A 25465-nucleotide genomic window follows, 5' to 3' on the forward strand; every position below is an offset into this window, starting at 1 on the left:
GTGTCCTCGTCAGGGCGGCGGGGTCAGCCCGCAAACTCCTTGATCACCGGGGGAGACGGGGGAGATGGGGGAGAGAGGGAGGGAGGGAGGGGGAGGGGAGGGAGGGGGAGTGGGAGTGGGCTATAGGCGGCGGCCCTGGGATGTGTGGGCGGTGATGCCGTCCAGGGGGGTGCCGGGGGTGAGGGTCGTCGGGTCGAACCAGAAGATCACCACCTGGGGGTCCTCGCTCCACCGGACCAGCTTCGCCTCGACCTGGTGGCCGTCGACCGTCCCGACGATGCGCGCCGCCGGGCCGACGAAGTAGCCGAACGTCGGCACCGGCGCGTCGGCGGGCACCCGCTGCTGGTCGTACCCGATCTCGTGGAACCCCGGCCGGCGGTCGCTGCCGGACACGTCGTTGACCAGGAAGTCGGAGGTCAGGCGACCGTCCGGGGTGCGCCGGCCGGCGACCAGGCCGATCGTCACGCCGGGCACTCGCGGCAACTCGACCGGGACCATGAAGAACACGCGCTCGTCGGCGCCGTACCGGATGCCGCTGCCGACGACGGTTCCGAGCGGTCGCGGTGGGGCCTCGGTCGGTGCCGGCACGGCGGCCGGCGTGGGCGGGGGAGTGCCGGCGGACGCGGTGGCGACCGGCTCCCCGGCCGGGGCGTGCGGCGGGCCGGGCCGCGGCGCCACGACGTCGACGCCGACGGCCACCGCGATCACCGCCACCGTCGCCGCGACCCCGGCGCCGATCCGGCGGCGTCGGCGCAGCCGGCGTCCCCGGCGCATGATGTCCGTGATGTCCAGGCCGTCGGCCCGCTCGGTGGCCCGCATCGCGCGGCGCAGCTCGTCCATCTCGGTCACCGGCACGTCTCCTGCGGTCGCGGCGCGGACAGACCGGCGGTACGCAGCTTCTCCAGCGCCCGGGACGCGGTGCTCTTGACGGTGCCGACCGATACGTCGAGTTCGTTTGCCACCTGGGCCTCCGGCAGGTCGAAGTAGTGACGTAGGACGACGACGGCGCGTTCGCGCGCGGTGAGCGTGGCGAGCGCGGTGACCAGCCACCGCCGGGTCGCCACCTCCTCGGCCAGGTCACCGCCGCGCCGCTCCGGCAGGTCGTCGCTCGGATATTCGCGGATCGGCCGTCGCCAGCTGTCGATGAGGTGGTTCACCAGCACCGACCGGGCGTATCCGTACGGGTCGCCGTTGCGGATCCGGGACCAGGACGCGTACGTGCGCACCAGCGCGGTCTGCGCGGCGTCCTCGGCGTGGTGGTGGTTGCCGGTCATGAGGAAGGCGGCGTGCGTCAGCCGCGCGGACGACGCCCGCGCGAACTCGACGAACTCCGCGTCACCCCGGGCCATGCCGGCCCTCTGCGCCTCTCACCCCGGTAGTGACGGGCGGGACGGGCAAAAGGTTGAGTCCCCGCCGGACCAACTTCGGTGACTGGTCACCCGTCCTCATCGCTGCGCCCGAGACCGGGCGCCGAGGGGAGACGAGATGACCAGGACCGTGGAACGGACGCGCGGCGGCGCCGCCGTGATCGTGCTGGCGGTGTCGCTGGCCGGCTGCGCGCCGGCGGCGGCCGACCAGCCCGCCGCCGCGCCGCCCGGACCGTCCGCCGCCACACCGGCCGTGACGACGACGGCGGCGCCCGCCCGGCCCCGGCCGGCGCCGATCGGCTATCCCGCCCACGGCGGCGGCGGGTGGCGGTTCGCCGCCGCCGAGCCGGCGACCTCCGGGGGTACGGGCCGGCTGCTGCGCTACCGGGTGGCGGTGGAGCGGGACGTGACCGGCCTGTCGGCGGCCGAGTTCGCTTCGCAGGTCACCGCCATTCTCACCGGCCCGGGTGGCTGGACCACCGACGGACAGCTCACCCTGCGCCGGGTCGGCGCACGCGGGCCCGCCGACTTCACCGTCCACCTCGCCACCCCGGGTACGCGCGACGACCTGTGCGGGGACGGGCCGGACGGGTACACGTCCTGCCGTAACGGGAGCCGGGTGGTGGTGAACGTGGCCCGCTGGGTGCGTGGCGCACCCGCCTACGGCAGCGACCTCGCCGCGTACCGGCGGTACGTGGTCAACCACGAGGTCGGTCACCGCCTGGGCCACGGGCACGAACGCTGCCCGGGGCGGGGCCGTCCGGCGCCGGTGATGCAGCAGCAGACGCTCGGCCTGCACGGGTGCACCCCGAACCCGCTGCCGTTCCTGCGTGGCGAGCGGTACGCGGGACCGTCCGGCGCGTACGCCGACCGGGTGCCCCCGCCCGAGGGCGGCCGGCCGGGCTGACCGGCGGGCGCCCCGCGCATCGCCCGGCCAGGGGGCCGGGCAGCGGCCGGGCGATGCGGGGTGGTCCCATTCGGGGCTCAAAACAGCGTGGCCGGGCCGACCGGCTCCGGTTCCGGCAGCGGCGCGAGGCCGGGCACCCGCGCGCGGACCTGGTCGTGGAAGCGGCGGGCCAGCTCGGGGGCGTCCGCGTTGTCCGGCGTGTGCACGAACACGGTCGGTGAGCGGCCCTCGCGCAGCCAGCCGGTGACCACGTCCAGCCACGGCTGCCAGCCCTCGACGGTCTGGGCCGGGTCGTCGCGACCCAGGTAGCGCACGATCGGCCGGTCGGTCAGCGCCCGGGTACGCAGCGGGAGGCGCGGTTTGCGCGTCCACGCCTCCCGTTCCGCGTCGCTCGTCGGCGGCGTGCGGAAGAACGCCGTGGTGTCGAACGGGATCCACTCGGCGCCGGCCCGGTGCAGCGTCGCCTCCAGCGCGCGTACCGCACCGGGCTCGGTGAAGAAGGCGCTGTGGCGGACCTCGACGGCGTACCTGTGGGTGGTGGGCAGTGTGCGCAGGAACCGGTCGAGGTCGGGCACGTCGCCGGGGCCGAACGAGCCGGGCAACTGGATCCAGCGCGTGTCCGCCCGGGGGCCGAGCGGCTCGATCGCGTGCAGGAACGCCCGCAGTTCCGCCTCGCCGCCGGTGAGCCGGCGCTCGTGGGTGACCACCTTCGGCAGCTTCGGCAGGAAACGGAAGCCCGGGTCGGTCTGCTCGGCCCAGGACACCACCGTCTCCCGGGCCGGGGTCGCGTAGAACGTGGTGTTGCCCTCCACCGCGTCGCACCATCCGGCGTACGCGCGCAGCCGCTCGTGCGCGGGCAGCGGGTGCGGCAGGAAGCGGCCGGACCAGGACCTGTGTGTCCACATGGCGCAGCCGACGTGCAGGCGCGCCCCGGTCACCGGTAGGGCCAGTTCGTCGATCCGCCGCGCAGCCGTGCCTCCCGGTTCCACTTGCGGGTGAGGTACAGCGCGAGGCAGCCGAGCCCGGCGAACACCGGCGCGAGCAGCATGAGCAGCAGTCCGGTACCGAGCCGGAAACCGTCACTCTTGATGCCCTTGGCGGTGGTCAGCGCGAACGCCTCAGCACCGTCACCGGTGCAGCTCACGAAGTCGGTGTCCATCCAGGTGACCCCGCCGGTGACCAGCACCGGCGTGAACCGGCGCGGGTCACCGCGGTCGCGCATCACCGCCGCGGTCCCCTCGGGCCGGGCCCCGGTCAGCTCCCTGCTCCGCTGCTCGCCGGTGGAGTAGACCCGGCTCTTCGTGGTGCACCGGACGGAGGCCGGGTCCACTGTGGCCGGGGTGGCGAGGATCAGGATGTCGCCGGGACGTACGCCGGTGTCACTGACCTTGATCTCCGCGCCGGGAGCGAACTCGGCGTCGGCGGAGAAGGCCGACGCGGCCGCGAACGGGCCCGTCTGGGTCAGCAGCGCCAAACCGAGGAGGCCGGCGAGCAGGAAGCCGCCTCCACCGACGAAGATCCACATCGCGACCACGGCGCGGAAACGCTGCACGAGCGGGTTCACTGGACGCGGTCCATGTCGCAGGCGCCGTCGACGACCTGCCCGGGGTCGGAGGAGTACGCGCTGTACTTGGCGTCCGGCACGGACAGCTGCACGCAGAGCGCCGACGCGTCGTTGTTCGTGACGAACGTGACGACGCCGACGCCGTCGTAGTCCCCGATCGGCAGATCGCTCACGCCCCGGGGGAACCGCCCGGTGTCCTGCTTGATCGACACGGCGTCGCTCATCGCGTCCCGGAGGTAGGTCTCGGGATCGGTGCCGGCGTCCCCGCCGCAGGAGGCGACCGAGAGCGCCAGTGTCGCCAGCGCCGCCACCGGGCCGGTCCTTCTCCGTCGCATCCGTCCTCCTCGCGCTCGCGCCGTCGGCGGGCCGGGGCCGCCCGGTCGCCGCGCCCCACGGTAGCCGGACCGGTCAGCGACGGTGGATCGGGCCGGGTCAGGGCCGCTCCACCCGTACCGGGTCGCCGCGCACGAGGTCGTCGTGGACCCGCCAGCGGGCGTCGGCGCCGGCCCGGCGGGCCGCCTCGTCGGCGGCGGCGATCCGCTGCCGCAGCAGCTCGACGGCGATGCGCCGGTTGAGGTGCAGGTGCCGTTCGGTGTCCACCACCACGGTCCGGCCCGACGGGCGGTGCGTGGCCCGTACGGCGGTGCTCGCCTTGTTGCGGTGCTGACCGCCGGGCCCGCCGGTGCGGCACGGCACGAACTCGACGTCGGCCTCGTGAAACGGCGTGACCACCACGTCGGTCCGGCAGGACTGCGCGGTGACGTACCAGTTCTTGCGGCCGTGACCCGTCCGGTACGGGCTGGGCGCCTGCCAGCAGAGCGTGCCGGTCCACCCGGCCGCGAACGCCTCCGCCCCGGTGCCGGTGATCAACAGGAGCACCGACCGGTAGGTGCCCGTCCGGTCGCCGGGCACCGTCTCGACCCGCTCGCTACGCAGGCCCCGCCGGGCCGCCTCGCCCTCCAGGCGGGACAGCAGCCGGGCCAGCGCCCACGCGCACTCGGCGGGCCCGCGCCCGGCGGACAGCAGCAGCGCGGTCACCGGCGGCCCTTCCGGCGCTCGTCGCGGCGGCCCACGTCCGGCGTCTTGTAGGTGACAAGCGGAACCGTCGTGGTGACGGGCGTGGCGAGGTCGTGCGCCACCAGGTCGCCGATCACCTGCTCGATGCGCTTGTAGGCGGTGGGCGCCTCCTCGAACAGCAACTGCCGGTCGCCGCACACCACTACCGAGCCCACAGGCGTACGCCGCAGTTCCTCGACGGTGTGCTTGACCCGGCCCCGGCGCAGCGCGTCGGCGCGGGACATCTTGCGCCCGGCGCCGTGCGCCACCGAGTAGCCGGCGTCCGCCCCGGCGTGCGCGGCCACCAGGTAGGAGGGCGTGCCCCGGGTGCCGGCGATCAGCACGTCCCGGCCGTCGCCCGGGGCCGCGCCTTTGCGGTGCAGGTAGCGCCCGTCGCGGATCTCGACGAGGTTGTGGCACTGGTCGACGACCGGCTCGGTGGGTTCCGCGCCGAGGGCGTACGCCACCCGCGCGGCCAGCAGCCGCCGGTTGAGCGAACCCCACCGCACCGCGGCGTCGTGCCGGGCCAGGTAGGCGTCCGGGTCGGGCGCGGGACCGGCGCCGTGCGCCTCGGTGTGCTCGCGCAGGATCCGCTCGCCCAGCCCGCGTGACCCGGAGTGGACCACGAGCACCAGGTCACCGGCCTCCAGCCCGAGCCGCGCGGCGTGCTCCGCCGCGAGGATCGGCCCGACGCGGGCCAGCTCGACGAAGTGGTTGCCGCGCCCGACAGTGCCGAGCCCGTCGAGGTGACCAGCCGGCACGTCATCGTCCAGCACCGACCAGGCCGGGTCGTCGGCGTCCCGGTCCGGGTCGAGTGCCCGGTCCAGGTCGGGGAACCGGGCCGCGAGCCGTTCCGGCACGGCCCGGCGCAGCGCGATCGGGAACACCGCGATGCCGCACCCGATGTCGGAGCCGACCAGGAACGGGTAGAGCACAGTCGAGGACATCGCGGCGCCGATCGGCGCGCCCTTGCCGGGGTGCAGGTCGGGCATGGCGGCGACATGCGCCATGCCGTCCAGGGCGGCGACCTGACGGCACTGGTCGAGCGCGGCGGACTCGATCCAGCTGCCGGGGGAGGAGAAGACGGAGACGGTGGCGGGCACGACGGCCCGCCCGGAGGGGTACGCGGACACAGACGCTCGTTTCTGCGGAAGAAGAGAGGCGGGAACGGCAGGCGGCGAGGGCCTGCGAGCTGGGTGCGGTCCGTCAGAACGTCATGCGCCCAGCCTCGCGGAGGCGGCACCGGGGCGGCAACCGACTTTCGGCCCGCGACGCGTTCGCGTCGACATCGCCGCACCCGCTCCATAGACTCCGGTCGTTCTGGTACCACGAGTCCAGGGAGGACCACCGTGTCGAGCGAAACCCGAACGCACGCTGCCTTACCCCTGCTGGCCCGCCTCGCCGGGGTGAGCGTTGCCGCCGCGACGATCGTCGCCGCCGCAGGTGTCGCCGCGACCGCCGCGCCGCCGGCCGATCCCGCGCCCACGAAGGGGCCGTGCGCGTACACGCCCACGCCGGACGAGCCGGCCGCCCGTCCGGTGCCGCTGCCGCCGGACCCGCGCCGGACGCCGGACCGGGGCACCGTGCGGGTAACGCTGCGCACCAACCAGGGGCCGATCGGGCTGACGCTGGACCGCGAACAGGCGCCGTGCACCGTGCAGAGCTTCCTGCACCTGGTCCGCAAGCGCTTCTACGACCGGACGCCCTGCCACCGGCTCACCGCGTACCCGACGCTGACAGTGCTCCAGTGCGGCGACCCGTCCGGCACCGGCGAGGGCGGCCCGGGCTACCGGTACCGCGACGAGCTGCCCACCGACCTGCCGCCCGCGCCGACCGACCCGACGGGCGTACGCCGCCTGTACGCGCGGGGCACCCTCGCCATGGCCAACGCCGGCCCGGACACCAACGGCAGCCAGTTCTTCCTGGTCCAGGCCGACTCGGCGCTGCGCCCCAACTACACCGTGTTCGGCCAGGTCGACGCGGCCGGGCTGGCCACGCTGGACCGGATCTCGGCCGGCGGCATCGCGCCCACGCCGGAGGACCCGGCTCCGGTCGACGGCGCCCCGGCGGTGCCGGTGGAGATCTGCCGCGCCAAGCAGGGGCGCTGACGCGACGGCCCGGCGGGACGGCCGTCCGGGCCCCCCGCCGGGCCCGCGCCGTCGCCGGTAACCTGCGGCGATGACGCATGAGCGGGAGATCACCGAGCCGGTCGACCTGTGCCGCCCGGACGGGCGGCTGAACCCGGACGCGGTCGGCTGGAGCCGCCGGCCGCTGCACCGGGCGAACCTGCGCGGCTGGGGCCGGGCCAAGCGGTGGGAGCACTGGGGCGTGGTCACCCCGACGCACATCCTCGGCCTGGTCGCGTCGTCGCTTGACTATGCCGGGGTGCAGAGCCTCTATCTGCTCGACCGGGCCACCGGGCGGGAGACCACTGCGGAGGCGGTGGTGCCGCTGGCCCGGGGCACCGCGTTGCCGCCGGTCAGCGGCGCCGGACCGGTCCGGGCCCGGGGCGGGAAGCTCACCATCGCCGTCGACCAGGGCCCGGACGGCAGTACGCTGCGGGCCACCGCGCCCGGCGTCGAGGTGGACCTGACAGTGCCGCTGCCGGCGGGACACGAGTCACTGGGCGTGGTGGTGCCGTGGAGCAGCCGGCGCTTCCAGTACACGGTCAAGGACATCGGCCGGCCGGTGCACGGCACGATCACCGTGGACGGCACCGCGTACCCGGTGGGGGAGGGGTCGTACGCGGCGCTCGACCACGGCCGGGGCAAGTGGCGGTACGCGGTGCGGTGGAACTGGGCGGCAGGCAGCGGCCCGGGCCGGGCGATCCAGCTCGGCGGGAAGTGGACCGACGGCACCGGCTCGACCGAGAACGCGGTCTTCGTGGACGGGCGGCTGCACAAGATCGGCGCGGACCTGACCTGGGCGTACGACAGGGCCGACTGGCTGCGGCCGTGGCGGATCGCCGGCGACCGGGTCGACGTCACGTTCCACCCGTTCCACGAGCGGGTGGCGCGTACCAATCTGCTCGTGCTGGCCGGGGAGACGCACCAGTGTTTCGGGCACTTCACCGGCTGGGCGGCGACCGACGACGGCGAGCGCGTGGACCTCGACGGCCTGGTCGGCTGGGCCGAGGAGGCCCGCAACCGCTGGTGACGTCACCCGGGGCGGACAGCGAGGTGGGGCGGTCCCGTCCGGGACCGCCCCACGCACGACTCGGGATCAGGCCACCGAGGCCGGGAACCGCTCCCAGACCCGGTGCGCCGCCATCAGCCGCTGCACCTCGGCGAGCACCTCGGCGCCGGAGCCGCCGGTGACCACGCCGGGCGTGCCGGTGACACCGGCCTGGTTCAGCACCTCTGCGCCCGCGCCCCAGGCGCCGATCACCTTGGCGTGCCGCCAGGCCTCCTCGACCAGCAGCAACACCCGCGGGTCGACGGTCAGGGAGCCCGAAGCGCCGGCCTTGGCGTCGCGGGCCGGCAGCGCGTCCGGCGCCGGGGCCGGTGCGCCGGCCAGCAGCACCGCGTCGAACTCGACCGAGCGGCCGGTGGCGAACGTGCGCTGCACCGGCAGCCCGTCGACGGTGCCGCCGTGCGCGGCGATCAGCAGCGGCACCATGCCGGCGGCGAACACCTCCCGGCGTACCTCGTGCACGTCGCCCAGGTCGGCCTGGGCGTCGACGACGATGCCGACCATCCGGCCGTCGGCCGGCCACTCCCGGCCCACCTGGGACAGCGCCGGGCTGGGCTGCACCTCCGCGAGCGGCACCGTGGGCTGCGGTACGGGCAGGCCCAGGCCGGTCGCGACCTGCTCGCACAGAACCGGGTCGACGTTTGCCAGGCACTGGAGCTGCCGCTCCTTGATCGCCTGGTGGTAGCACTTGCCCAGCTCGAACGTGTACGCCCGGATGATGTGCTCCTTCTCCACCGGCGACATGCTCTGCCAGAACAGGCGTACCTGGCTGTAGTGGTCGTCGAAGGAGGCCGGCGCGGCGCGTACCTTCGGCGCCTCGGCCACAGTCACCGGCGTGTCCACGAACGCGTGCTCGCGGTCGCCGGCCGGGAACGGGTTGCCGCCGTCGAGCGAGTTCGGCCGGTACGGCGCCACACCGGCGTGCACCGCGTGCTGGTGGAAGCCGTCACGCAGCATGTCGTTGACGTCGGCGTGCGGCCGGTTGATCGGGATCTGGGTGAAGTTCGGGCCGCCCAGGCGGGTGAGCTGCGTGTCCACGTACGAGAAGAGGCGGCCCTGCATCAGCGGGTCGTTCGTGACGTCGATGCCGGGCGGCAGGTGCCCGACGTGGAACGCCACCTGCTCGGTCTCGGCGAAGAAGTTGCGCGGCGTCTTGTTGAGGGTGAGGGTGCCGATCGCCTGTACCGGCGCCAGCTCCTCCGGCACGATCTTCGTCGGGTCGAGCAGGTCGATCCCGGCGAACGTCTCCTCCGGCGTGTCCGGGAAGACCTGGATGCCCAGCTCCCACTCGGGGAACGCGCCGGCCTCGATGGCGTCGTACAGGTCGCGGCGGTGGAAGTCCGGGTCCATGCCGCTGATCAGCTGGGCCTCCTCCCACTCCAGGGAGTGCACGCCCAGCTTCGGCTTCCAGTGGAACTTGACCAGCACCGTCGCGCCGGCCTCGTCGACCATGCGGAACGTGTGCACGCCGAAGCCCTCCATGGTCCGGTAGGACCGCGGGATGCCCCGGTCGGACATGTTCCAGATGGTGTGGTGCTGCGCCTCGGTGTGCAGCGAGACGAAGTCCCAGAACGTGTCGTGCGCGCTCTGCGCCTGCGGGATTTCCCGGTCCGGGTGCGGCTTGCCGGCGTGGATGACGTCCGGAAACTTGATCGCGTCCTGGATGAAGAACACCGGGATGTTGTTGCCGACCAGGTCGAACGTGCCCTCGTCGGTGTAGAACTTGGTGGCGAAGCCGCGGGTGTCGCGGACCGTGTCCGCCGAGCCGCGCGAACCCAGCACTGTGGAGAAGCGGACGAAGACCGGCGTCTCGCGGCCCTTCTTCAGGAACCCGGCGCGGGTGACCTTCTCGGCGGCGCCGTTGGCGACGAACGTGCCGTGCGCGCCCGCGCCCCGGGCGTGCACCACCCGCTCCGGGATCCGCTCGTGGTCGAAGTGGGTGATCTTCTCCCGCAGGTGGTGGTCCTGGAGCAGGACCGGACCGCGCGGACCGGCCTTGAGCGAGTGGTCGGTGTCCCGCAGCCGGGCCCCGTTGGCCGTGGTGAGGTACGCGCCCTGCTGCCCCTTGGCGATCTTCGGCACGCCGGTCTCGGCGCCGGTCGGGGTCCGGGTGTCCGGCGCGCCCTGCTCGGCCTTGGGCGGCAGCGGCCCGTGCGGGGTGGTCGGCTCCTCCAGCGGTGGTGGCGCGCTGCCGGGGGCGCCCGGCACGTCCGGAGTCAGCGCGTCGCCGACCTTCTCGACGGCGGCTTCGACGACACCCTTGACGATCTGGGCGGGCTTGCTGGATTCCATCAGGACCTGTCCTCCTACGGCTAAATGTCCAGGCCCCTTCCGCCGTACCCCAGGTCAGGGCGGGCAAACCGGAACAATCGCAGGATCGCTGGTCAGGGTAGGTGCGGCACGGCCACGGCGGTGAGCAGCAGCCCGCCGGAGGCCAGCCAGCGTCCGTCCAGCACCTCCAGCGGGGGCCCACCGTCGGCGCGGGTGCCGTCGACCAGGATCCGGACGGTGAACCGGCCGGACCGGTCGAACGTCAGCTCCGCCTCCTCGAACCCGAGCCAGCGCCCGGTCAGCGGATACCACGCCTTGTAGACCGACTCCTTGGCGCTGAACAGCAGCCGGTCCCAGTGCGTCGCCGGGTCGGCGGCGCGCAGCGCGGCCAGCCGCTCCGGCTCGCCCGCCGTGAGGACCGCGCCGGCCACCCCGTCGGGCAGCGGCTCGTGCGGTTCCGCGTCGATGCCCAGCCCGGCCAGCGCGCCGGACGGGGCCACCGCCGCCGCCCGGTAGCCGGAGCAGTGGGTGATGCTGCCCACCACCCCGGCCGGCCACACCGGCTCCCGCCGGGGACCGGGACGGATCGGCGCCGGGGCGTACCCCAGGCGGGCCAGCGCCTCCCGCGCGCAGCGGCGGGCCGTGACGAACTCCTGGCGGCGGCCGGACACCGCGCGCGCGATCAGGTCCTCCTCACCCGGGTACGGCGCCTCGCCCGGCACGTCGGTGAACGCCTCGACGGCCAGCGCCCCGGCCGGCAGCAACGCCTCGATCATCCGAGGATCCGCTTCATCGGCGCCGGCTCGCCACCGCGCCGCCGCCACTCACGTGGGTAGCCCAGCGACACCTCCTCGAACCGCACCCCGTCGTAGTGCGTGGTGCGCGGGATGTGCAGGTGGCCGTAGACCGCGACGGCGGCGCGGTGGCGCACGTGCCAGTCGGCGGTGCGGTCGGTGCCGCACCACTGGGCGAACTCGGGGAACCAGAGCACGTCGGTGGGCTGGCGTACCAGCGGCCAGTGGCTGACCAGCACGGTGGGCAGCGCCGGGTCGGTGGCCTCCAGCCGCCGCCGGGTCGCCTCCAGCCGCGCCCAGCACCAGGACTCCCGGTCCGGGTACGGGTCGGGGTGCAGCAGCATCTCGTCGGTGCACACCACGCCCGCGTCGTACGCCTTGCGCAGCGACTCCTCCTTGGTGCCGGTGCCGGGGGCGCGGAACGAGTAGTCGTAGAGCAGGAACAGCGGCGCCACGGTGACCGGCCCGTCCGCGCCCCGCCAGACCGGGTAGTCGTCCTCCGGGGTCAGCACGCCCAGCTCGCGACACATCGCCACGAGCGCGTCGTAGCGGGCCACGCCGCGCAACGTCACCGGGTCGTTCGGGTGGGTCCACAGCTCGTGGTTGCCCGGCGCCCACACCACAGTGGCGAACCGGTCGCGCAGCAGCCGCAGCGTCCGCTCGATGTCGGCGAAGACCTCGCCGACGTCGCCGGCCACGATCAGCCAGTCGTCCGCCGTCTCCGGCCGCAGGCCGTCCACCACCGCGCGGTTCTCCGCGTACGACACGTGGAGGTCACTGACCGCGTACAGCGCACCCGTCACCCGGCCGATCTTGCCAGTGGCGCCGCCGGATGACCAGGCTCGCCGGCCGAGGTGTCAGCCGACCTTCGCGGTCACCTCGTCGAGTGCGCGCAGCACCTCCCGGGTCACGCCCGGCTCGGCGGCGGAGTGCCCGGCGTCGGGCACGATCCGCAGTGTCGCCTCCGGCCAGCGCCGGGCCAGGTCGTACGCGGTGACCGGCGGGCAGCACAGGTCGTAGCGGCCATTGACGATCACGGCGGGCAGGTGCCGGATCCGGTCCACGCCGTCGAGCAACTGGCCCTCGGCGAGGAAGCCGCCGTGCACCGCGTAGTGCGACAGGATCCGGGCCACCGGCAGCGCCTGGTCGTCGGCGGTGAAGTGGGCGAGCAGCTCGGGGTCGGGCCGCAGCGAGGAGTTGACCGCCTCCCACCGCCCCCAGGCCCGCGCGTACTCCCGGGCCCGCGTCTCGTCCGGGCCGTGCAACCGCCCGTGGTACGCGGCCAGCACGTCGCCGCGCTCGGCGGGCGGGATCGGCGCGACGAACCGCTCCCACTCCTCGGGCTGGAGGTGACGCAGCCCGCCCTGGTAGAACCAGTCGCGTTCGCTGCGCCGCAGCAGCAGCACGCCGCGCAGGACCAGGCCGGTCACCCGCTCCGGGTGCGTCTGGGCGTACGCCAGGCCGAGCGTGGTGCCCCACGACCCGCCGAACACCAGCCAGGAGCCGACGCCCAGCCGTTGCCGGATGATCTCCAGGTCGGCCACCAGGTGCCAGGTGGTGTTGGCGCGCACCTCGCCGTGCGGGGTGCTGCGGCCGGCGCCACGCTGGTCGAACAGCACGGCCCGGTGACGGGCGGGGTCGAAGAACCGGCGGGCCGCCGGCACCAGGCCGCCGCCGGGGCCACCGTGCAGGAACACCACGGGTACGCCGTCCGGCCGCCCGACCTCCTCCACGTACAGGACGTGGCCGTCACCGACCGGTATGCGGTGGGTGGCGTACGGCTCGACGGGTGGGTGCAGGCCGGTCATGCCCGGTCATTGTGCCCGTCGCGGGCGCCCCGGGTGGCCCCGGTCAGCAGGCGACGTTGCCGCCGAGGTTGTCCAGCAGCGCGTCGGCGACCCAGCCGGAGACGCCTGTGGTGACGTCGCGCAGGTAGGTCCACGTGTAGGTGGTGTGGCCGTTCGCGCTGACCCGGTCGCCGCTGGCGAAGCAGTGGAAGTCGACGGTGTGGCTGAGCTGGCCGTAACCCAGGGAGGCGCAGGTGGTGTGCGGGCCGGTCCGGATGTTGACGTTCGTGGCGTTGAAGAGCTGGCCGAACTTGCTGTCCACGTTGGAGTGCGAGTGGCTGCATCCGGCGCTCGCCGGTGCGGCCGTGCCGGCCACCGCGGCGCACGCCGAGGTGACGGTAAGGACGACGGCGGCACCGATGGAGGAGATTTTCCGCATACCCGTCAACTCCCGCAGAAGGATCTAGATGTACCGGCGGATCGATCCAAATATTTGCATAGAGCAAGGTCGATGAGCAAGGTGCGTGCCGCCGCGCCCGCACCCGGACCGGCGGCACGCGTCGCTCAGGCGGTGGCCGGTACGCCGTTGTCCGTACCGCTGGTCTCCGCCTCGGACGCCCCGCGCGGAGCCGGCGTGCGGACCGCGAACGCGTCGAAGCTCGGGCCGTCCAGCCGCTCGACGAACGGCTCCACGACCGGCGGCTCCGACCGGTCCCGCTCGACCCCGTCCGGCTCGGCCCGCCCGTCCGAGGCCCGGGGCGCCGCCTCGGCCGGGACCGGGGCCGCCGGCCGCGCCGGCACCTGCGGGTACTCGGCGGTCTCGCCGCCGCCCGCCGCGGCGGCCATGACCGCCGCCGCGGCCAGATCGGCGACCCGCTTGGCCTCCCGCTGCACCCGGGCCCGGGTCTCCTTGGCGTGCTGCTCGGCCAGGTCCGCCGCGCGCCGCGCCTCGTCGAGCCGCTTGCTCTCCGCGCTCAGCTCCCGGCGTACGCCGACCAGCCGCTCCTCCAGCTCCCCGCCGGTGCGCTCGATGGCGGCGATCTCCCGGCGGGTGTCCTCCAACTGCCGGGAGGCCGTCTCCAGCTCCGCCTTGAGCTGGGTCAGCGACTCCTGACGCTGCTGGATGTCCCGCTGCACACCGGCGAGCTGCTCCTGGTGCGCCGCGGTCTCCTCGTCGGCCCGCTCGCGGACCTCGGTGGCGTACTGCTGCGCCTCGGCGACCAGCGCGGCGATGTCCTTCTCCGCGGCGGCGGCCCGGTCGGCCAGCTCCTGCTCGGCGGCGGCCCGCCGCTCGTCCAGCTCCTTGGCCATGGTGGCCTGCCACTGGGCCAGCTCCTGCTGGGCCTTGCTGCGGTTGGCCTGGACCTCCTGCTGGATCTGCGTCCGCGCGGCCTTCACCAGCGCCTCGGACGCCGACCGCGCCTGCTCGACCTGCTGGGCGCTCTGCTCGCTGATCCGCTTCGCCTCCTGCTGGGCCCGGTCGTGCACGGCCTGGCCCTCGACGCGCAGCTTCTCCGCCAGCTCCCGCACCGCGGTCAGCTCCGCCTGCGCGACGGTCCGCCGTTCCTCGTCCACCCGCTCCTGCTCGGCCCGGCGGGCGGCCAGCTCCTCGTCCAGCTCACGCCGCTCCCGGGCGGCCTGCTCCTGCGCCGCGACGAGCAGCTTCTCCGCCTGGCCCTGGACCTCCTCCGCGCGCCGGGTGGCCACCTCGGTGATCTGGCCGGCCTGCTTCTCCGCCAGGTCCAGGATCTGGTCCACCATCGGGCCCAGGTCGCGGAAGGACGCCCGGTCCACCGGCGCCGGACGGTCGCGCAGCTCCCCCGCCTCGGCCTGCGCCCGCTGCACCTGCGCGGTCAGGTCACGCACCTGCGCGTACGCCCGGTCCCGTGCGGCGGTCAGCGCGCTCACCTCGGCGTCGACCTGCTCGACGTACCGGTCCACCTGACGTTTGTCGTAGCCGCGCAACGCGGGATCGAATCGCGGTCGCGCGGACAGGTCGTCGTGGGGTGCGAACGGCTCGGCACCGTTTGACATGCGCCATCCTCCGTCGGTTCGCCAGCGCCAGGCCGGCGGATGACCGCCCCGCAGGGCACGATGAGGCGCTACGGTACCGCGTCCGCGCGCGGGGCTCGCCCCGCCCCGCCCCCTGCCCGCCGACCGGCGGCGCGGTCAGACCGGGAAGTGCGGGTTCCCCGCCGTCAGGCGGATGGTGAAGCCCTCCGCGTCCCTGTGGTACGTCACGTGGTCGCAACTCTGGTGGCTGATCCACAGCCCCAGCCCGCCGTCGGAACCGTCGCCGGCCGGCAGCAGCCCGGCGTACGGGTCCTTGGGGCCGGTACCTCGATCGTGGACGGTCACCACGATCCGGTCCGGCGCGCGCCACAGCCGCAGGCACACCGGCGGCTCGCCGTGGCGCAGCGCGTTGCTCACCACCTCGCTGACGGCGATGACCAGGCCGTCGAGACCGTCGGGCGGCAGCAGGCCACGGTCGGCCGCGCGCACCTCGGCGCGGGCGCGGGCCGGCGTCGGATCGGTCAGCTCGACCAGCGGCGCGCTCCGCTGCACCGGATCCGCCGGCGCCGGACGGAACTCGGTCAGGTAACTCGTCGGCTCGGTGTAGAGGCCGGCCGCCTCGTGCCCGCCGTCCGGCCGCGCCACCAGGGGATGGGTACGCGCCACATCGGCGAGCACGTGCGCGGGCGTGCTCCGGCGGTCGTAGGCGCAGATGCCCCAGAGCGGGAAGTCGTCGTAGGCGTGGTTGATCGCCGACTCGTAGCGGGCCCACCAGTCCCAGGTCGCGCCGAGCAGCACCGGAGGCAGCTCGCCGACCATCCGGATCTGCGCCGCCCCCGCCGCCACGTACGACGCGAGCAGTTCCCGGTAGGAGCGCAGCGCGACGCTGGGCCGGGCGTAGAGGTCTCCGACCGGCAGGAACGTGACCTCGGCGCCCGGCGGCAGCGCCCGGCGCACCAGCTCGGCGTTGCGCTCGTCCAGGTTCACCGCCGTCGGCTCGCCGGCCGCGATCCCGTCCAGCAGGAACGGCAGCGCAACCGTCAGCAGCTCCTCGTCGGAGTCGTAGACGAACGCCTCGTGGAAGTAGCCCACGTGGCCGGAGGCCGCGCCGCTCCTCATCGGACCACCTCCACCCGTACCTCGGACAGGCCGAGCAGGTCGGCCAGCCGCGCGGGGGCCCGGCTCGGCGTGCGCAGCACCGCTACGGCGTCGTGCCGGCGGGCGTGGTCGCGCAGGTGCAGCAGGCTGCGGTGGTCGACGAAGCGCAGGTCGGCGGCGTCGAAGACGACCCGGCCCGCCACCGGGCGCGGGTCGGCCCGCTCCAGCGCGGCGGCGAAGTCCACGTGGTTGGACGGGTCCAGCTCGCCGGCCAGCGCCACCGTCGAGTCCCCGCCGCCTGCGTGCAGCCGGAACAGCACGTCGGCGTTCGTCTGCGGGTGCAGACAGGCCAGCTCGGCGATCGCCGAGGCGCCCAGTTGCCGGCGGTCGTAGGCGCAGACCGCCGACATCGGCCGGTGCCGCATCCAGTGGTCGATCCGGTGCTCGTAGCGGGCGAAGGCGTCCCGCTGGGCGGGGGTGCGGACCAGGCTGGTCGCCTCGGCCAGCACCCGCAGGCCGGTGTGCCCGGCGGCCAGCGCCTCGTTGGTGGCCCGCACGTACGCCCGGACCTGCCGGTCGGGGTCGACGATCTCGTCGTGCCGGTACGCCTCGCCGACCGGGACCAGCCGCAGCGCGTCCCGCCGGCGCGCGGCCTCGACCCCCGGCACCGAGGCCAGCCAGCCGGTGACAGTGGCGCGATCCTCCGGCCAGACCACCCAGACCTGCTCACCGGCGGCCAGACCGGCGCTCACCTGCTCGACCGCCAGCGCGCGTAGCGCGGCCGGGTCGTCGTAGGCGAGGCAACCGTGGGTGTAGCCCGGGTACGACACGCCCCCGCTGGTCACCGACTCCGCCCCATGGGCCCAGTCTATGCCCAGCCCAGCGGGGGCCCGCGCCAGGTGTTGCCCGCTGGGCCGGGGCGGCGTCAGGGCAGGGGGTGGGAGATGTCGCGGGCGTGGTCGGCCACCGCCGCGCCGACCACCGTCGCGGTCAGCGGCAGCACCTCCAGGCACCGGCGCACCGCCGCGCCCATCAGCGGGTTCGGCACGCGCATGGACAGCGTGCAGTGCGGCACCCAGCGGCCCGGCCGGTAGTGCTCCACGACCTCGACGCCGGCCCGCGCCAGCCGCTCGTGCACGGCGGCGTGGTGCGCCAGCAGCTCGGCCGTCGGCGCCGGCCCGAGCCAGAGCACCCGCCCGACGAACTGCCCGGCGTGCTGGAACTCCAGCCGCAGCGGCGCGGCCACCACGGTTCCGGACAGCGCCTCGGCCACGCGGTGCGGGTCCAGGCGGGGCGCGACGGCCAGCGAGACGTGCGGTCGGTGCCGCTGCGCCAGCAGGGACCGCATGCTCGGCACCCCGTCGGACTCCAGCAGGTCCCACAGCACCCGGATGCGCCGGGTGGCGTCGGTGTCCAGATACAGCTCCAGCGCCGCGACCACGCGCTCACCCTAGATGCGGGGCCCGCGCCGAGGTTTGCCGGGCACGCTGGGCGGTACTGCCCGGGGGACGACAGCGAACGGCAGGGGAGTGAGGGACGCGTGGACGCGACGGACGTGCTGACCGAGGCGTACGGGCGGCTGCCCGATCTGGTCGCCGGGGCGCTCGACGGGCTCGACGCGGCCCAGCTGCGGCGGGCGCCGGCCGACGGGGCGAACCCGGTCGGCTGGCTGGTGTGGCACCTGACCCGAATCCAGGACGACCACGTCGCCGACGTGATGGGTGAGCCGCAGCTCTGGGCCACCGGCGACTGGGCGGCGCGGTGCGGCCTGCCGCCCGACCCGGCCGACACCGGCTACGGGCACGGCCCGGAGCAGATCGCCGCGGTACGCCCGGAGGACGGCGGCGTGCTGCTGGGCTACCACCGGGCAGTGGTGGACCGGAGCCTCGGATACCTGCGCGGGCTGCGCCCGGCCGACCTGGACCGGGTGGTCGACGAGAACTGGGATCCGCCAGTGACGCTCGGGGTGCGGCTGGTGAGCGTGCTCGACGACGATCTCCAGCACGTCGGTCAGGCCGCGTACGTGCGAGGGCTCATCCTGCGCTGAGCGCGGCGCTGTCCCGTCTCACCCGGTCCGGGTGAGTTCGCCTCACCCGGAGAGCGGGGAGGCTGCGGGACGGGCGGCGCCGGCCGCGACCACCGACGAGGAGGGCCCGATGAGCGTCTCGGTCGTGGAACACCTGACCCGGGGGACCGCCGGCCGGCACCCGGAGCTGCCCGAGACCACCTCCGGCACCATCCGCCTGGACCTGCGCGACGACGGCACCACCGAGCACTGGTACCTGACCGTCGACCGGCAGGACGTCCGGGTGGACCGCCTGGCCGAGGAGGCGGACCTGGTGGTCGGCGCGGACCGGGAGGTGTTCGACCAGCTCGCGGCGGGCCGCCTGCACCCGTTCGCCGCGATGCTGCGCAACGACCTCGTCGCGCGGGGCGAATTCAAGCTGCTGATGACGCTGCGCCGGATCTTCCCCGGCCCGCCGGACGCCCGGGATCCCGGCGCCGCGGACGGCGGGCGGACGGCGGTCCGATGAGGCAGGAGCTGGTCCACATCCTCGCCGGTAACGCCTTCGCGTTGAGCGACGCGCAGGGTGACATGGAACGCGACCCGTGTGCCCCGATCGGCCTGTTCTCGTTCGACACCCGGTTCCTGTCCCACTGGGTGCTCACCGTCGACGGGGAACGGCTGCACGCGCTCTCCCGCGACGACCTGACCTATTTCGAGACCCGCTTCGTGCTGGTGCCCGGCGCGGCCAGCCACTACGTGGACGCCGACGTCTCGGTGATCCGGCACCGCTCGATCGACGAGGCGTACCACGAGAGCCTCACGGTGCTGAACCACTCGGCCGAACCCGCCGAGTACACGGTGCGGATGGAGATGGCGGCCGACTTCGCCGACACCTCCGAGATCCTGCGCCCCGGCCCGCGCCGCCCGACAGTCATCACCGACCCGGACGGGCGGCGACTGCGGATCCGGTACGAGCGCGGGCGGTTCGCCCGGGAGACGTGCGTCTCCAGCACCGCCCCGGCGGAGGTCGACCCGCGCGGGATGACCTTCCGGATCCGCGTCGAGCCGCAGGGGAAGTGGCACGTCGACCTGCACGTCGCCATGGTCATCCAGGGCGCCGGGGGGCGGGACCTGCGGGCCGGCATCGAGTCGCACCGGCAGCACGTCCGGCAGGACATGCGTGACGACCTCGGGCGGTGGCTGGACCGGGCGCCGCACCTGGTCGCCGACCGGCCCGCGCTCACCGCCGTGTACCGGCAGGCGCTGACCGATCTGGCCGCCCTGCGCTACATGCCGCTGGCCTACACCGAACGGGTGCCGGTCGGCGGGATGCCCTGGGCGATGACGCTGTACGGGCGCGACGCGCTGATCACCTGCCTGCAGACGCTTCCGTTCACGCCCGAACTCGCCCCGGGCACCCTGCACCTGCTGGCCATGTTGCAGGGTGGCCGGCTCGACGACCGGCACGAGGAGGAGCCCGGGAAGATCGTCGCCGAGTTGCGGTACGGCGAGGCGGCCGCGTTCGACGAGCAGCCCACCGCTGTCTACTACGGCGCCGCCGACACCACGCCGCTGTTCGTGATCCTGCTCGACGAGTACGAGCGCTGGACCGGCGACACCGACCTGGTGCACGAGCTGCGGCACCCGGCCCGGATGGCGCTGGACTGGCTGACCCGGTACGCCGACCAGTGCGGCGACGGCTACCTGCGTTACCGGCCGCGCAACACCGACAGCGGGGTCGCCAACCAGACCTGGCGCAACACGCCCTCAGCCGTCGTCGACCGGCACGGCGTGGAGCCGCCGTACCCGCGCGCCACATCTGAGCTCCAGGGGTACGCGTACGACGCGCGGATCCGGGGCGCGCGTCTGGCCCGGGAGTTCTGGGGCGACCCGGGCTACGCCGAGCGCCTGGAGGCCGACGCGGCGCGGCTGCGGGAGCGGTTCGATCGCGACTTCTGGCTGCCGCAGCGGGGCTACTACGCGCTGGCGCTGACCCCGGACGGCGAGCCGGTCGACGCGCTCACCTCACATCTGGGGCACCTGCTGTGGAGCGGCATCGTGGCGCCGGAGCGGGCCGACGCGGTGGCCGGGCACCTGTGCGGGCCGGACCTGTTCTCCGGCTGGGGCGTGCGCACCTACGCGCAGGGGCAGCGGCCGTACAACCCGGTCGGCGCGCACCTCGGCGCCGTCTGGCCCTGGGACAACGCGATGGTCGCGGCGGGCCTGCGGCGGTACGGCTACGACGAGGAGGCGGCCGACATCGCCGCGGGTGTGTTCGCGATCGCGGAGACGCTCGGCGGCTCGGTCCCGGAGGCGATCGCCGGCTATCCCCGTGCGGTGACCAAGTACCCGGTCCAGTTGCCGGAGGCCGGGCGGCCGCAGTCGTGGGCGTCGGGCGCGCTGCTGATGCTGTTGTCGACCATGCTGGGGTTGCGCCCGTGCGGGGAGAACCTGCTGGTGAACCCGGCCGTCCCGGCGGGTTTCGGGCGTATCGAGTTGCTCGACGTGCCGGGCCGCTGGGGGCGGGCCGACTCGTACGGCCGGGAACGCGGCGCGGGGCGGCGGATGCGCGCGGGCCTGCCGGCCGCCTGACCGGGGTGCCGCTCAGCCCGTGCCGCTGGTCTCCCGCTCGGTCACCGCTGGCGCCGGCTCCGCCGCTTCGGCACGGCCGGCCCGGGCGAGCAGCCGGTCCACGCCCACCAACAGCAGGCCCAGCAGCCAGAACACCGCGGCGAACCCGGCCGCGCTGACCGCCACCCCGTCGTAGCCAAGCTCGCCCGCGTCGATGAACGGGTACGGGTAGCTGTCCACGATCAGGCCGCGTACCAGCGCGAACCCCAGGTACCCGACCGGGAACGCCAGCCACCAGGCGGCGTGCCGGGGGCGCAGCCGGCCGCGCCTGTCGAACAGCGCCCAGTCGGCGACCGCCAGCAGCGGCACCACCGTGTGCAGCAACTGGTTGCCCCACCACTCGCCCGGTTGCCGGTCCGGCTGGGTCATGGCGAACGGGCTGGCCGGATTCGCCAGCACCAGGTGGTAGACGGTGCCGGTGATGGTGATGTAGAGGGTCACCGCTGCCTTGAGGACACTCGGCGGCTCCGGCTGGTCGCGCAGCGCACGCCAGGCGGCGTACCCGGCGAGGAGGCCGGCCACCACGTTGCTCTGGATGGTGAAGTACGGCAGCAGCCCGGTCACCGTGGCGGGGCCCAGGGCGGTGAGCACGACGCCGGCCAGCACGGCGAGCACCACTGCGAGGCGGAGGAGGATCGCCGGTAGGCGACGCCGGGGGGTCACCGGGGCAAGTTATCAGCCGGTCGTCAGCCGGTACGCCGCCCGGGCCGGGTGCCGGCGGGCGGGCCGGCGTGCTCGGGGACGTCCATCCGCGGCGGCCCGCCGGACGGATGCCCCGCAGGCGCGAACCTGCCGCCGCCCCGTGTGCCGGCCCGGCCCGGCGGATCGTCGCCGGCGAGCAGCCCGGCGCAGTAGTCCGGCACGCGGTCGCGGCCCCCGGCGGCGGCGACGAGGTCGGTGAAGGCGGGCGCGGCCAGGGCGCGGCCCCGTTCCTTCTCGGCCAGGGCCCGGTACGCGACGCACAGGCCGGACGGTGCGGACGGCTGCGGGGTCCGGGGCGCCGGCGTGCCGGCCGGTGGGCCCGGACGGGCCGGCGGCGTGGGCGGCGCGGGCACGCCCGGCGGCACCGGCGGGCGTGCGGCGGGCCGCGGGTCACCGGTCGCGGCGATCGCGACGCCGCTGGTGAGGCACGCGGCGAGCGCGGACACGGCCACCCGGGCGGCGAGCCGGACGCGGCGGCGACGCACCCGACGGGCCGCGTGGAACGCCGCGACCGCTGCCGCCTCGCCGTCGAGTTCGCCCGCGCCGGGCGCGGCCCGGACCGCGGCCAGCACGGCGACCAGGCCCGGGGGAGCGGACGGCGCGTCGCCGGAACGGCCGGCGAGCAACCGCTCGACGGTTTCCTGGTCCAGACCGGATGCGTCCATCTCGTCACCCTCAGCGCCGTCACCCGGCCGGGTGTCACACTCCGTACGCCGCGGACGCGGTGAGGCCGTTCACCCGCCCCCGGTCACGGCGGGTCAGGCATCTCCGGTTGCCGATGTCCGACGGTAGCGGTGAACTGAACTACATGGGTGTCATCAAGGTGGGCACGTCCTCGTGGGCGGACCAGATGCTGATCCGCTCCGGCTGGTATCCGCGCGGGGTCAACACCCCCGCCGGCCGGCTGGGCTGGTATGCCGAGCGGTTCGGACTGGTCGAGGTGGACACGTCGTACTACGCGGTGCCGGTGCCGGAGACCACGGCGGGGTGGGCGGCCGCCACCCCGGACGGGTTCACCTTCGACGTCAAGGCGTTCCGCCTTTTCACCGGCCACCACACGCCGGTCGACGCGCTGCCCCGCGACCTGCGTCCGGCGGGCGGCCCGAGCCGGATCCGCTGGCGCGACCTGCCCGCCGGGGCGTACGACGAGTTGTGGGACCGGTTCCACGCGGCGCTGGCGCCGCTCGCGGCGGCCGACCGGCTCGGCGCCGTGCTGTTGCAGTTCCCGCCGTGGCTGGCGCGGAGCGAGGCGGCCCGGCGGCGGATCCTGGACGCCGCGCGGCGCTGCCGTCCCTGGCCGGTCACCGTCGAGCTGCGGCACTCGTCGTGGTTCGACGGGGACGCGATGGCCGACACCGTGACGTTCCTGCGCGAACACGACCTCGGGTACGCCTGCGTGGACATGCCGCAGGGGCACGTCTCCTCGGTGCCGCCGGTCCTGGTCGCCACCACCGACCTGGCCGTGATCCGGTTCCACGGGCACAGCACCGCCTGGGAGAGCGGGGACAAGCAGGAGCGGTTCCGCTACGCCTACGGCGAGCGGGAGCTGCGGCACTGGTCGGTGCTGCTGCGCGAGCTGGCCGACCAGTGCGCCGAGCTGCACGTTCTGATGAACAACTGCTGCGGCGACCAGGCCCAGCGCGACGCCGCCCGCCTGGCCGACCTGCTCGGCGTCGCGCCCGCCGCCGCGCGCGCCTGACGTTTCCCCGGCCGTCGTCCGGGTACCGCCGGGGGCATGGACGACCGCGAGGGGGGATCTGTGGAGAAGCGGCACGGCGAGGACGAGCGGGACCCGCGAGCGACCCGGGAGGCCGAGGAGGCGCACGGCGGCAGCATGGCGCCGGGCCTTGTCGACGACACCGGGCACCCGGTGGCCGAGTCACCGGTGCCGGACAACGAGCCGTCGGCGCCGGGCCGGCCGGGTGAGGACGGCACCGGCTCCTGAACTCTCAGGGGCGCGTCTCCGGGCGCATCCCGGTCGCCTCCTCCAGCGCGTTGTCGCCGAGGTCGCCGTCCGCGCTGTCGTCCGGGAACGTCCGCCCGGACGGGGCCGGATCCGGCGGCGCGCCCGGTCCGGCCTCGGGCGTCCGGGTCGGTTCCACTGAGCCGAGCCCGTGCCGGCCGGCCCTCGGCCCGCCCGGCCGGACCCCCGCCGCCCGTCGTTCACCGAGCCGCCCCTCGGGCACCGCGGTCTCCTCGCTGCCCTCGTCCATCGGGTCGTTGTCGCCGGCGCCCCACGGAGGGTCGGCGTCGAAGCCGTCGGTGGTGCCCCACGGCGCGGCCGACTCCGGTCCGCGCCCGTCGCCACCACCCGGCCGGTCCCTGCTGGTCATGGTCACCTCACCTGGCTGCTGATGTCCGCGCCGTCCGCCCGGGGACGGCCCTGTCCCGCGCCGGTACACCGCGCGGCCGGTGACCCACCCCGATGTGGGTCACCGGCCGCGCGGTGGTCAACGGGCCGCCCCGACCAGATGACGTCCGGCCGCGCCCACGGCGGCCACCTTGCCGATGTTCTTCGGCGCGGCCATCAGCCCGCCCGCGCGGTCCAGCATGCCCCGGAACACCTGGCCCGGTTTCTGCTGTTCGCCCATGTACGCCGACACCACGACGAGCGCGCCGGTCAGCGCCGGCACCGCCCACTGGAGCAGCTTCATCTGCCGCTGACTGGCGGCGACGTTCGCCGGGGTGTGGTGGCTGGGTTCGGTGGTCCCCTCGACCGGCGGCCCGCCGGCCTTCTCCAGCCGCATGCCGACCAGCCGGCTGTAGCCGGTCACCGCCAGCGCGCCGACGGTCAGCGCGGTCTTGACCGCGCTCATCTTCCCCACGCCCGCCTGGCGGGCCATCCGCGGGCTCTCGGTGACCAGTTCGCCGACCGCGCCGGCCAGGTGCGCGCCGATCGCCGCCGCGTTGACAGGTGTCCACCGCGCCCACCCGGCCGAGGCCACCGGCAGCCGCTCGGTCGTGTCGTTGATCCGCGCCGCCGCGCCGTTGACGCCGAGCGCCCCCATCAGGGAACCGCCGAACCAGGCCGCCAGGCCCAGGTCGTGCATCGAGCGCAGCGTGGTGTGCCGTTCTGACATCAGATCCCCCTCCGCCGTGTTCGGGCGGTGCGGCATACCCACGATCGGGCGACTCACGCCCGGGCGTGGCTCACCGGCGGGGAAGCGTGCCGGCGTGGCTCAGCGCCGGGGGAGTGTGTCCGCGAACGCGGCGATCCGGGCGGCCAGCGGCGCCGACGCGCGTACCCAGGTGAAGTGGTCCAGCGGCGCGCCCGCCTCGGCCACCGTGTAGCGGTGCCGCGTCACCGGCGCGCCGGTCAGCTTCTCGCACAGGTGGTCGAGCGTCTCGTGCGGCGTGTACTGGTCGTCGTCGACGCTCACCGCGAGCACCGGCGTGCGGATCCGCCGCACGGCGGCCTCCGAGTCCACCCCGTCCAGCGCCGGGAACCGGCCGGTGCGGGCGGTGTGCGCCCAGTCCCGGATCACGCCGGCGGCCTGCCGGCCGCCGAAGCCCCAGCCCGGCCAGACGCCGAGCAGCCGGGCCGTCGCCGCGATCGCCTGGGTGTACGGCAGCACGCCCCACCCGCGCAGGCCCGGGTACCGCCGCCACCACGGCAGCCCCACCGCCACCAGGGCCAGCCCGTCCACCCGCTCGGCGTCGTGCAGCGCCTGGTGCAGCACCGCGACCTGGCCGCCGAGGGAGTGCCCGAGCAGCACCCGGGTCCGGCCGTCGAGCCGGGGCTTGAGCGCGTCGAGCACGGCACCGATGTCGGTGGACATCTCCTGGTAGCCGTAGCGGCAGGCGCGCGACGGCGCGGGCGTGCTCTCGCCGGTGCCGCGCAGGTCGGCCACGATCACCGCGAGCCCGGCGTCGCGCAGCGCGGCGGCGAACGGCCGGTAGTAGCGGGCGCGCACGCCCATGGCGGGCCAGATCAGCACCACCGGGGCGCCGGGCGGACCGGCCGGCTCCGGATAGACCTGCACACCGATGCGCGCGCCGTCGACGTCCACGTACTCCTGGGTGTAGTCCCCGCTCACCCGGACAAGCGTACGGCCCGAACCTACCGCCGGGTAGG

Annotated in this window: 29 protein-coding genes; 8 read left to right on the forward strand and 21 right to left on the reverse strand. The window is 74.8% G+C overall.

Going from position 1 to position 25465, the window contains the following annotated elements; translation table 11 throughout:
• Window positions 1-120: 120 nt before the first annotated feature.
• Complete coding sequence (locus AB0C17_RS07910; RefSeq protein WP_357390457.1) at window positions 121-840, reverse strand: hypothetical protein; 720 nt, start codon at window positions 838-840, stop codon at window positions 121-123.
• Between the two features lie 5 nt (window positions 841-845).
• Window positions 846-1349 carry a SigE family RNA polymerase sigma factor gene (locus AB0C17_RS07915; RefSeq protein WP_357390416.1) on the reverse strand — a complete coding sequence of 168 codons (504 nt, stop codon included), beginning with the start codon at window positions 1347-1349 and terminating at the stop codon, window positions 846-848.
• Window positions 1350-1485: 136 nt separating this feature from the next.
• On the opposite strand from AB0C17_RS07915, the gene AB0C17_RS07920 reads away from it, so the two are divergent.
• Window positions 1486-2274, forward strand: coding sequence for a DUF3152 domain-containing protein (locus tag AB0C17_RS07920; RefSeq protein WP_357477348.1), 789 nt, complete (start codon window positions 1486-1488; stop codon window positions 2272-2274).
• Between the two features lie 77 nt (window positions 2275-2351).
• Here the strand turns inward: AB0C17_RS07920 and AB0C17_RS07925 are convergent, their stop codons facing one another.
• From AB0C17_RS07925 to AB0C17_RS07945, 5 genes are all read right to left on the reverse strand, one after another.
• Complete coding sequence (locus tag AB0C17_RS07925; protein ID WP_357477841.1) at window positions 2352-3179, reverse strand: DUF72 domain-containing protein; 828 nt, start codon at window positions 3177-3179, stop codon at window positions 2352-2354.
• 29 nt (window positions 3180-3208) lie between these two features.
• Window positions 3209-3838 (reverse strand): hypothetical protein, encoded by a 630-nt coding sequence (locus AB0C17_RS07930; protein ID WP_357477350.1) that lies wholly within the window; start codon window positions 3836-3838, stop codon window positions 3209-3211.
• The gene (locus AB0C17_RS07935; RefSeq protein ID WP_357390422.1) at window positions 3835-4173 is read right to left on the reverse strand and encodes a hypothetical protein; all 339 of its coding nucleotides are present in this window, start codon (window positions 4171-4173) and stop codon (window positions 3835-3837) included. The genes AB0C17_RS07930 and AB0C17_RS07935 overlap by 4 nt, the downstream gene beginning before the upstream one ends.
• 97 nt (window positions 4174-4270) lie before the next feature.
• The gene (gene prfH / locus AB0C17_RS07940; RefSeq protein WP_357477352.1) at window positions 4271-4876 is read right to left on the reverse strand and encodes a peptide chain release factor H; all 606 of its coding nucleotides are present in this window, start codon (window positions 4874-4876) and stop codon (window positions 4271-4273) included.
• The gene (locus tag AB0C17_RS07945; RefSeq protein ID WP_357390426.1) at window positions 4873-6027 is read right to left on the reverse strand and encodes an RNA ligase RtcB family protein; all 1155 of its coding nucleotides are present in this window, start codon (window positions 6025-6027) and stop codon (window positions 4873-4875) included. The genes prfH and AB0C17_RS07945 overlap by 4 nt, the downstream gene beginning before the upstream one ends.
• Window positions 6028-6243: 216 nt before the next feature.
• Between AB0C17_RS07945 and AB0C17_RS07950 the strand changes: the two genes are divergently transcribed.
• Together AB0C17_RS07950 and AB0C17_RS07955 are read left to right on the forward strand one after the other, a co-directional pair.
• Complete coding sequence (locus AB0C17_RS07950) at window positions 6244-7002, forward strand: peptidylprolyl isomerase (protein WP_194800849.1); 759 nt, start codon at window positions 6244-6246, stop codon at window positions 7000-7002.
• A gap of 70 nt (window positions 7003-7072) precedes the next feature.
• Window positions 7073-8050: a DUF2804 domain-containing protein gene (locus AB0C17_RS07955; RefSeq protein WP_357390429.1), complete on the forward strand. Its 978-nt coding sequence runs from the start codon at window positions 7073-7075 to the stop codon at window positions 8048-8050.
• A gap of 66 nt (window positions 8051-8116) precedes the next feature.
• Here AB0C17_RS07955 and AB0C17_RS07960 read toward each other — a convergent pair whose 3' ends face one another.
• From AB0C17_RS07960 to AB0C17_RS08000, 9 genes are all read right to left on the reverse strand, one after another.
• A complete protein-coding gene (locus AB0C17_RS07960; protein WP_357390431.1) occupies window positions 8117-10378 on the reverse strand; it encodes a catalase in 2262 nt (753 codons plus the stop codon).
• A 92-nt stretch (window positions 10379-10470) separates the two neighbouring features.
• Window positions 10471-11133 (reverse strand): 4'-phosphopantetheinyl transferase superfamily protein, encoded by a 663-nt coding sequence (locus AB0C17_RS07965; protein ID WP_357390433.1) that lies wholly within the window; start codon window positions 11131-11133, stop codon window positions 10471-10473.
• A complete protein-coding gene (locus AB0C17_RS07970; protein ID WP_357390435.1) occupies window positions 11130-11954 on the reverse strand; it encodes a metallophosphoesterase in 825 nt (274 codons plus the stop codon). The genes AB0C17_RS07965 and AB0C17_RS07970 overlap by 4 nt, the downstream gene beginning before the upstream one ends.
• Window positions 11955-12008: 54 nt before the next feature.
• Window positions 12009-12959 (reverse strand): prolyl aminopeptidase, encoded by a 951-nt coding sequence (gene pip / locus AB0C17_RS07975; protein WP_357477355.1) that lies wholly within the window; start codon window positions 12957-12959, stop codon window positions 12009-12011.
• A 43-nt stretch (window positions 12960-13002) separates the two neighbouring features.
• Window positions 13003-13377 (reverse strand): hypothetical protein, encoded by a 375-nt coding sequence (locus tag AB0C17_RS07980; RefSeq protein WP_357390439.1) that lies wholly within the window; start codon window positions 13375-13377, stop codon window positions 13003-13005.
• A gap of 125 nt (window positions 13378-13502) precedes the next feature.
• A complete protein-coding gene (locus AB0C17_RS07985) occupies window positions 13503-14972 on the reverse strand; it encodes a hypothetical protein (RefSeq protein WP_357390441.1) in 1470 nt (489 codons plus the stop codon).
• Between the two features lie 135 nt (window positions 14973-15107).
• Complete coding sequence (locus tag AB0C17_RS07990; protein WP_357477358.1) at window positions 15108-16070, reverse strand: anti-sigma factor RsbA family regulatory protein; 963 nt, start codon at window positions 16068-16070, stop codon at window positions 15108-15110.
• Complete coding sequence (locus tag AB0C17_RS07995) at window positions 16067-16894, reverse strand: MEDS domain-containing protein (RefSeq protein ID WP_357390445.1); 828 nt, start codon at window positions 16892-16894, stop codon at window positions 16067-16069. The genes AB0C17_RS07990 and AB0C17_RS07995 overlap by 4 nt, the downstream gene beginning before the upstream one ends.
• 80 nt (window positions 16895-16974) lie before the next feature.
• Window positions 16975-17490: a 2'-5' RNA ligase family protein gene (locus tag AB0C17_RS08000; RefSeq protein ID WP_357390447.1), complete on the reverse strand. Its 516-nt coding sequence runs from the start codon at window positions 17488-17490 to the stop codon at window positions 16975-16977.
• A 99-nt stretch (window positions 17491-17589) separates the two neighbouring features.
• Here AB0C17_RS08000 and AB0C17_RS08005 point away from each other — a divergent pair, with 99 nt between their 5' ends.
• The 3 genes from AB0C17_RS08005 (at window position 17590) to AB0C17_RS08015 (ending at window position 20649) form a co-directional block, all read left to right on the forward strand.
• Window positions 17590-18096 carry a DinB family protein gene (locus tag AB0C17_RS08005; RefSeq protein ID WP_357390449.1) on the forward strand — a complete coding sequence of 169 codons (507 nt, stop codon included), beginning with the start codon at window positions 17590-17592 and terminating at the stop codon, window positions 18094-18096.
• Window positions 18097-18205: 109 nt separating this feature from the next.
• Entirely contained in the window at window positions 18206-18583 is a 378-nt protein-coding gene (locus AB0C17_RS08010) for an SCP2 sterol-binding domain-containing protein (RefSeq protein ID WP_357390451.1), read from the forward strand.
• Window positions 18580-20649, forward strand: coding sequence for a glycogen debranching N-terminal domain-containing protein (locus tag AB0C17_RS08015; protein ID WP_357477361.1), 2070 nt, complete (start codon window positions 18580-18582; stop codon window positions 20647-20649). Before AB0C17_RS08010 ends, AB0C17_RS08015 begins: the two co-directional genes overlap by 4 nt.
• Window positions 20650-20661: 12 nt before the next feature.
• Here AB0C17_RS08015 and AB0C17_RS08020 read toward each other — a convergent pair whose 3' ends face one another.
• Both AB0C17_RS08020 and AB0C17_RS08025 read right to left on the reverse strand, forming a co-directional pair.
• Window positions 20662-21351: a Pr6Pr family membrane protein gene (locus AB0C17_RS08020; protein WP_357477364.1), complete on the reverse strand. Its 690-nt coding sequence runs from the start codon at window positions 21349-21351 to the stop codon at window positions 20662-20664.
• A 23-nt stretch (window positions 21352-21374) separates the two neighbouring features.
• Entirely contained in the window at window positions 21375-22055 is a 681-nt protein-coding gene (locus tag AB0C17_RS08025) for a hypothetical protein (protein WP_357477367.1), read from the reverse strand.
• A 143-nt stretch (window positions 22056-22198) separates the two neighbouring features.
• Between AB0C17_RS08025 and AB0C17_RS08030 the strand changes: the two genes are divergently transcribed.
• A complete protein-coding gene (locus tag AB0C17_RS08030) occupies window positions 22199-23089 on the forward strand; it encodes a DUF72 domain-containing protein (RefSeq protein WP_357477844.1) in 891 nt (296 codons plus the stop codon).
• A 36-nt stretch (window positions 23090-23125) separates the two neighbouring features.
• Window positions 23126-23335: a GTPase activator gene (locus AB0C17_RS08035; RefSeq protein WP_357390828.1), complete on the forward strand. Its 210-nt coding sequence runs from the start codon at window positions 23126-23128 to the stop codon at window positions 23333-23335.
• A gap of 4 nt (window positions 23336-23339) precedes the next feature.
• Here the strand turns inward: AB0C17_RS08035 and AB0C17_RS08040 are convergent, their stop codons facing one another.
• The 3 genes from AB0C17_RS08040 to AB0C17_RS08050 all read right to left on the reverse strand — a co-directional run bounded on the left by AB0C17_RS08040 (window position 23340) and on the right by AB0C17_RS08050 (window position 25427).
• Window positions 23340-23723: a hypothetical protein gene (locus AB0C17_RS08040; protein ID WP_357477370.1), complete on the reverse strand. Its 384-nt coding sequence runs from the start codon at window positions 23721-23723 to the stop codon at window positions 23340-23342.
• Window positions 23724-23840: 117 nt separating this feature from the next.
• Window positions 23841-24470 carry a hypothetical protein gene (locus AB0C17_RS08045; protein ID WP_357390832.1) on the reverse strand — a complete coding sequence of 210 codons (630 nt, stop codon included), beginning with the start codon at window positions 24468-24470 and terminating at the stop codon, window positions 23841-23843.
• A 99-nt stretch (window positions 24471-24569) separates the two neighbouring features.
• Window positions 24570-25427, reverse strand: coding sequence for an alpha/beta fold hydrolase (locus tag AB0C17_RS08050; RefSeq protein ID WP_357390834.1), 858 nt, complete (start codon window positions 25425-25427; stop codon window positions 24570-24572).
• Window positions 25428-25465 lie beyond the last annotated feature (38 nt).

The organism is Micromonospora sp. NPDC048887 (assembly GCF_040649715.1).
Lineage (GTDB): Bacteria > Actinomycetota > Actinomycetes > Mycobacteriales > Micromonosporaceae > Micromonospora.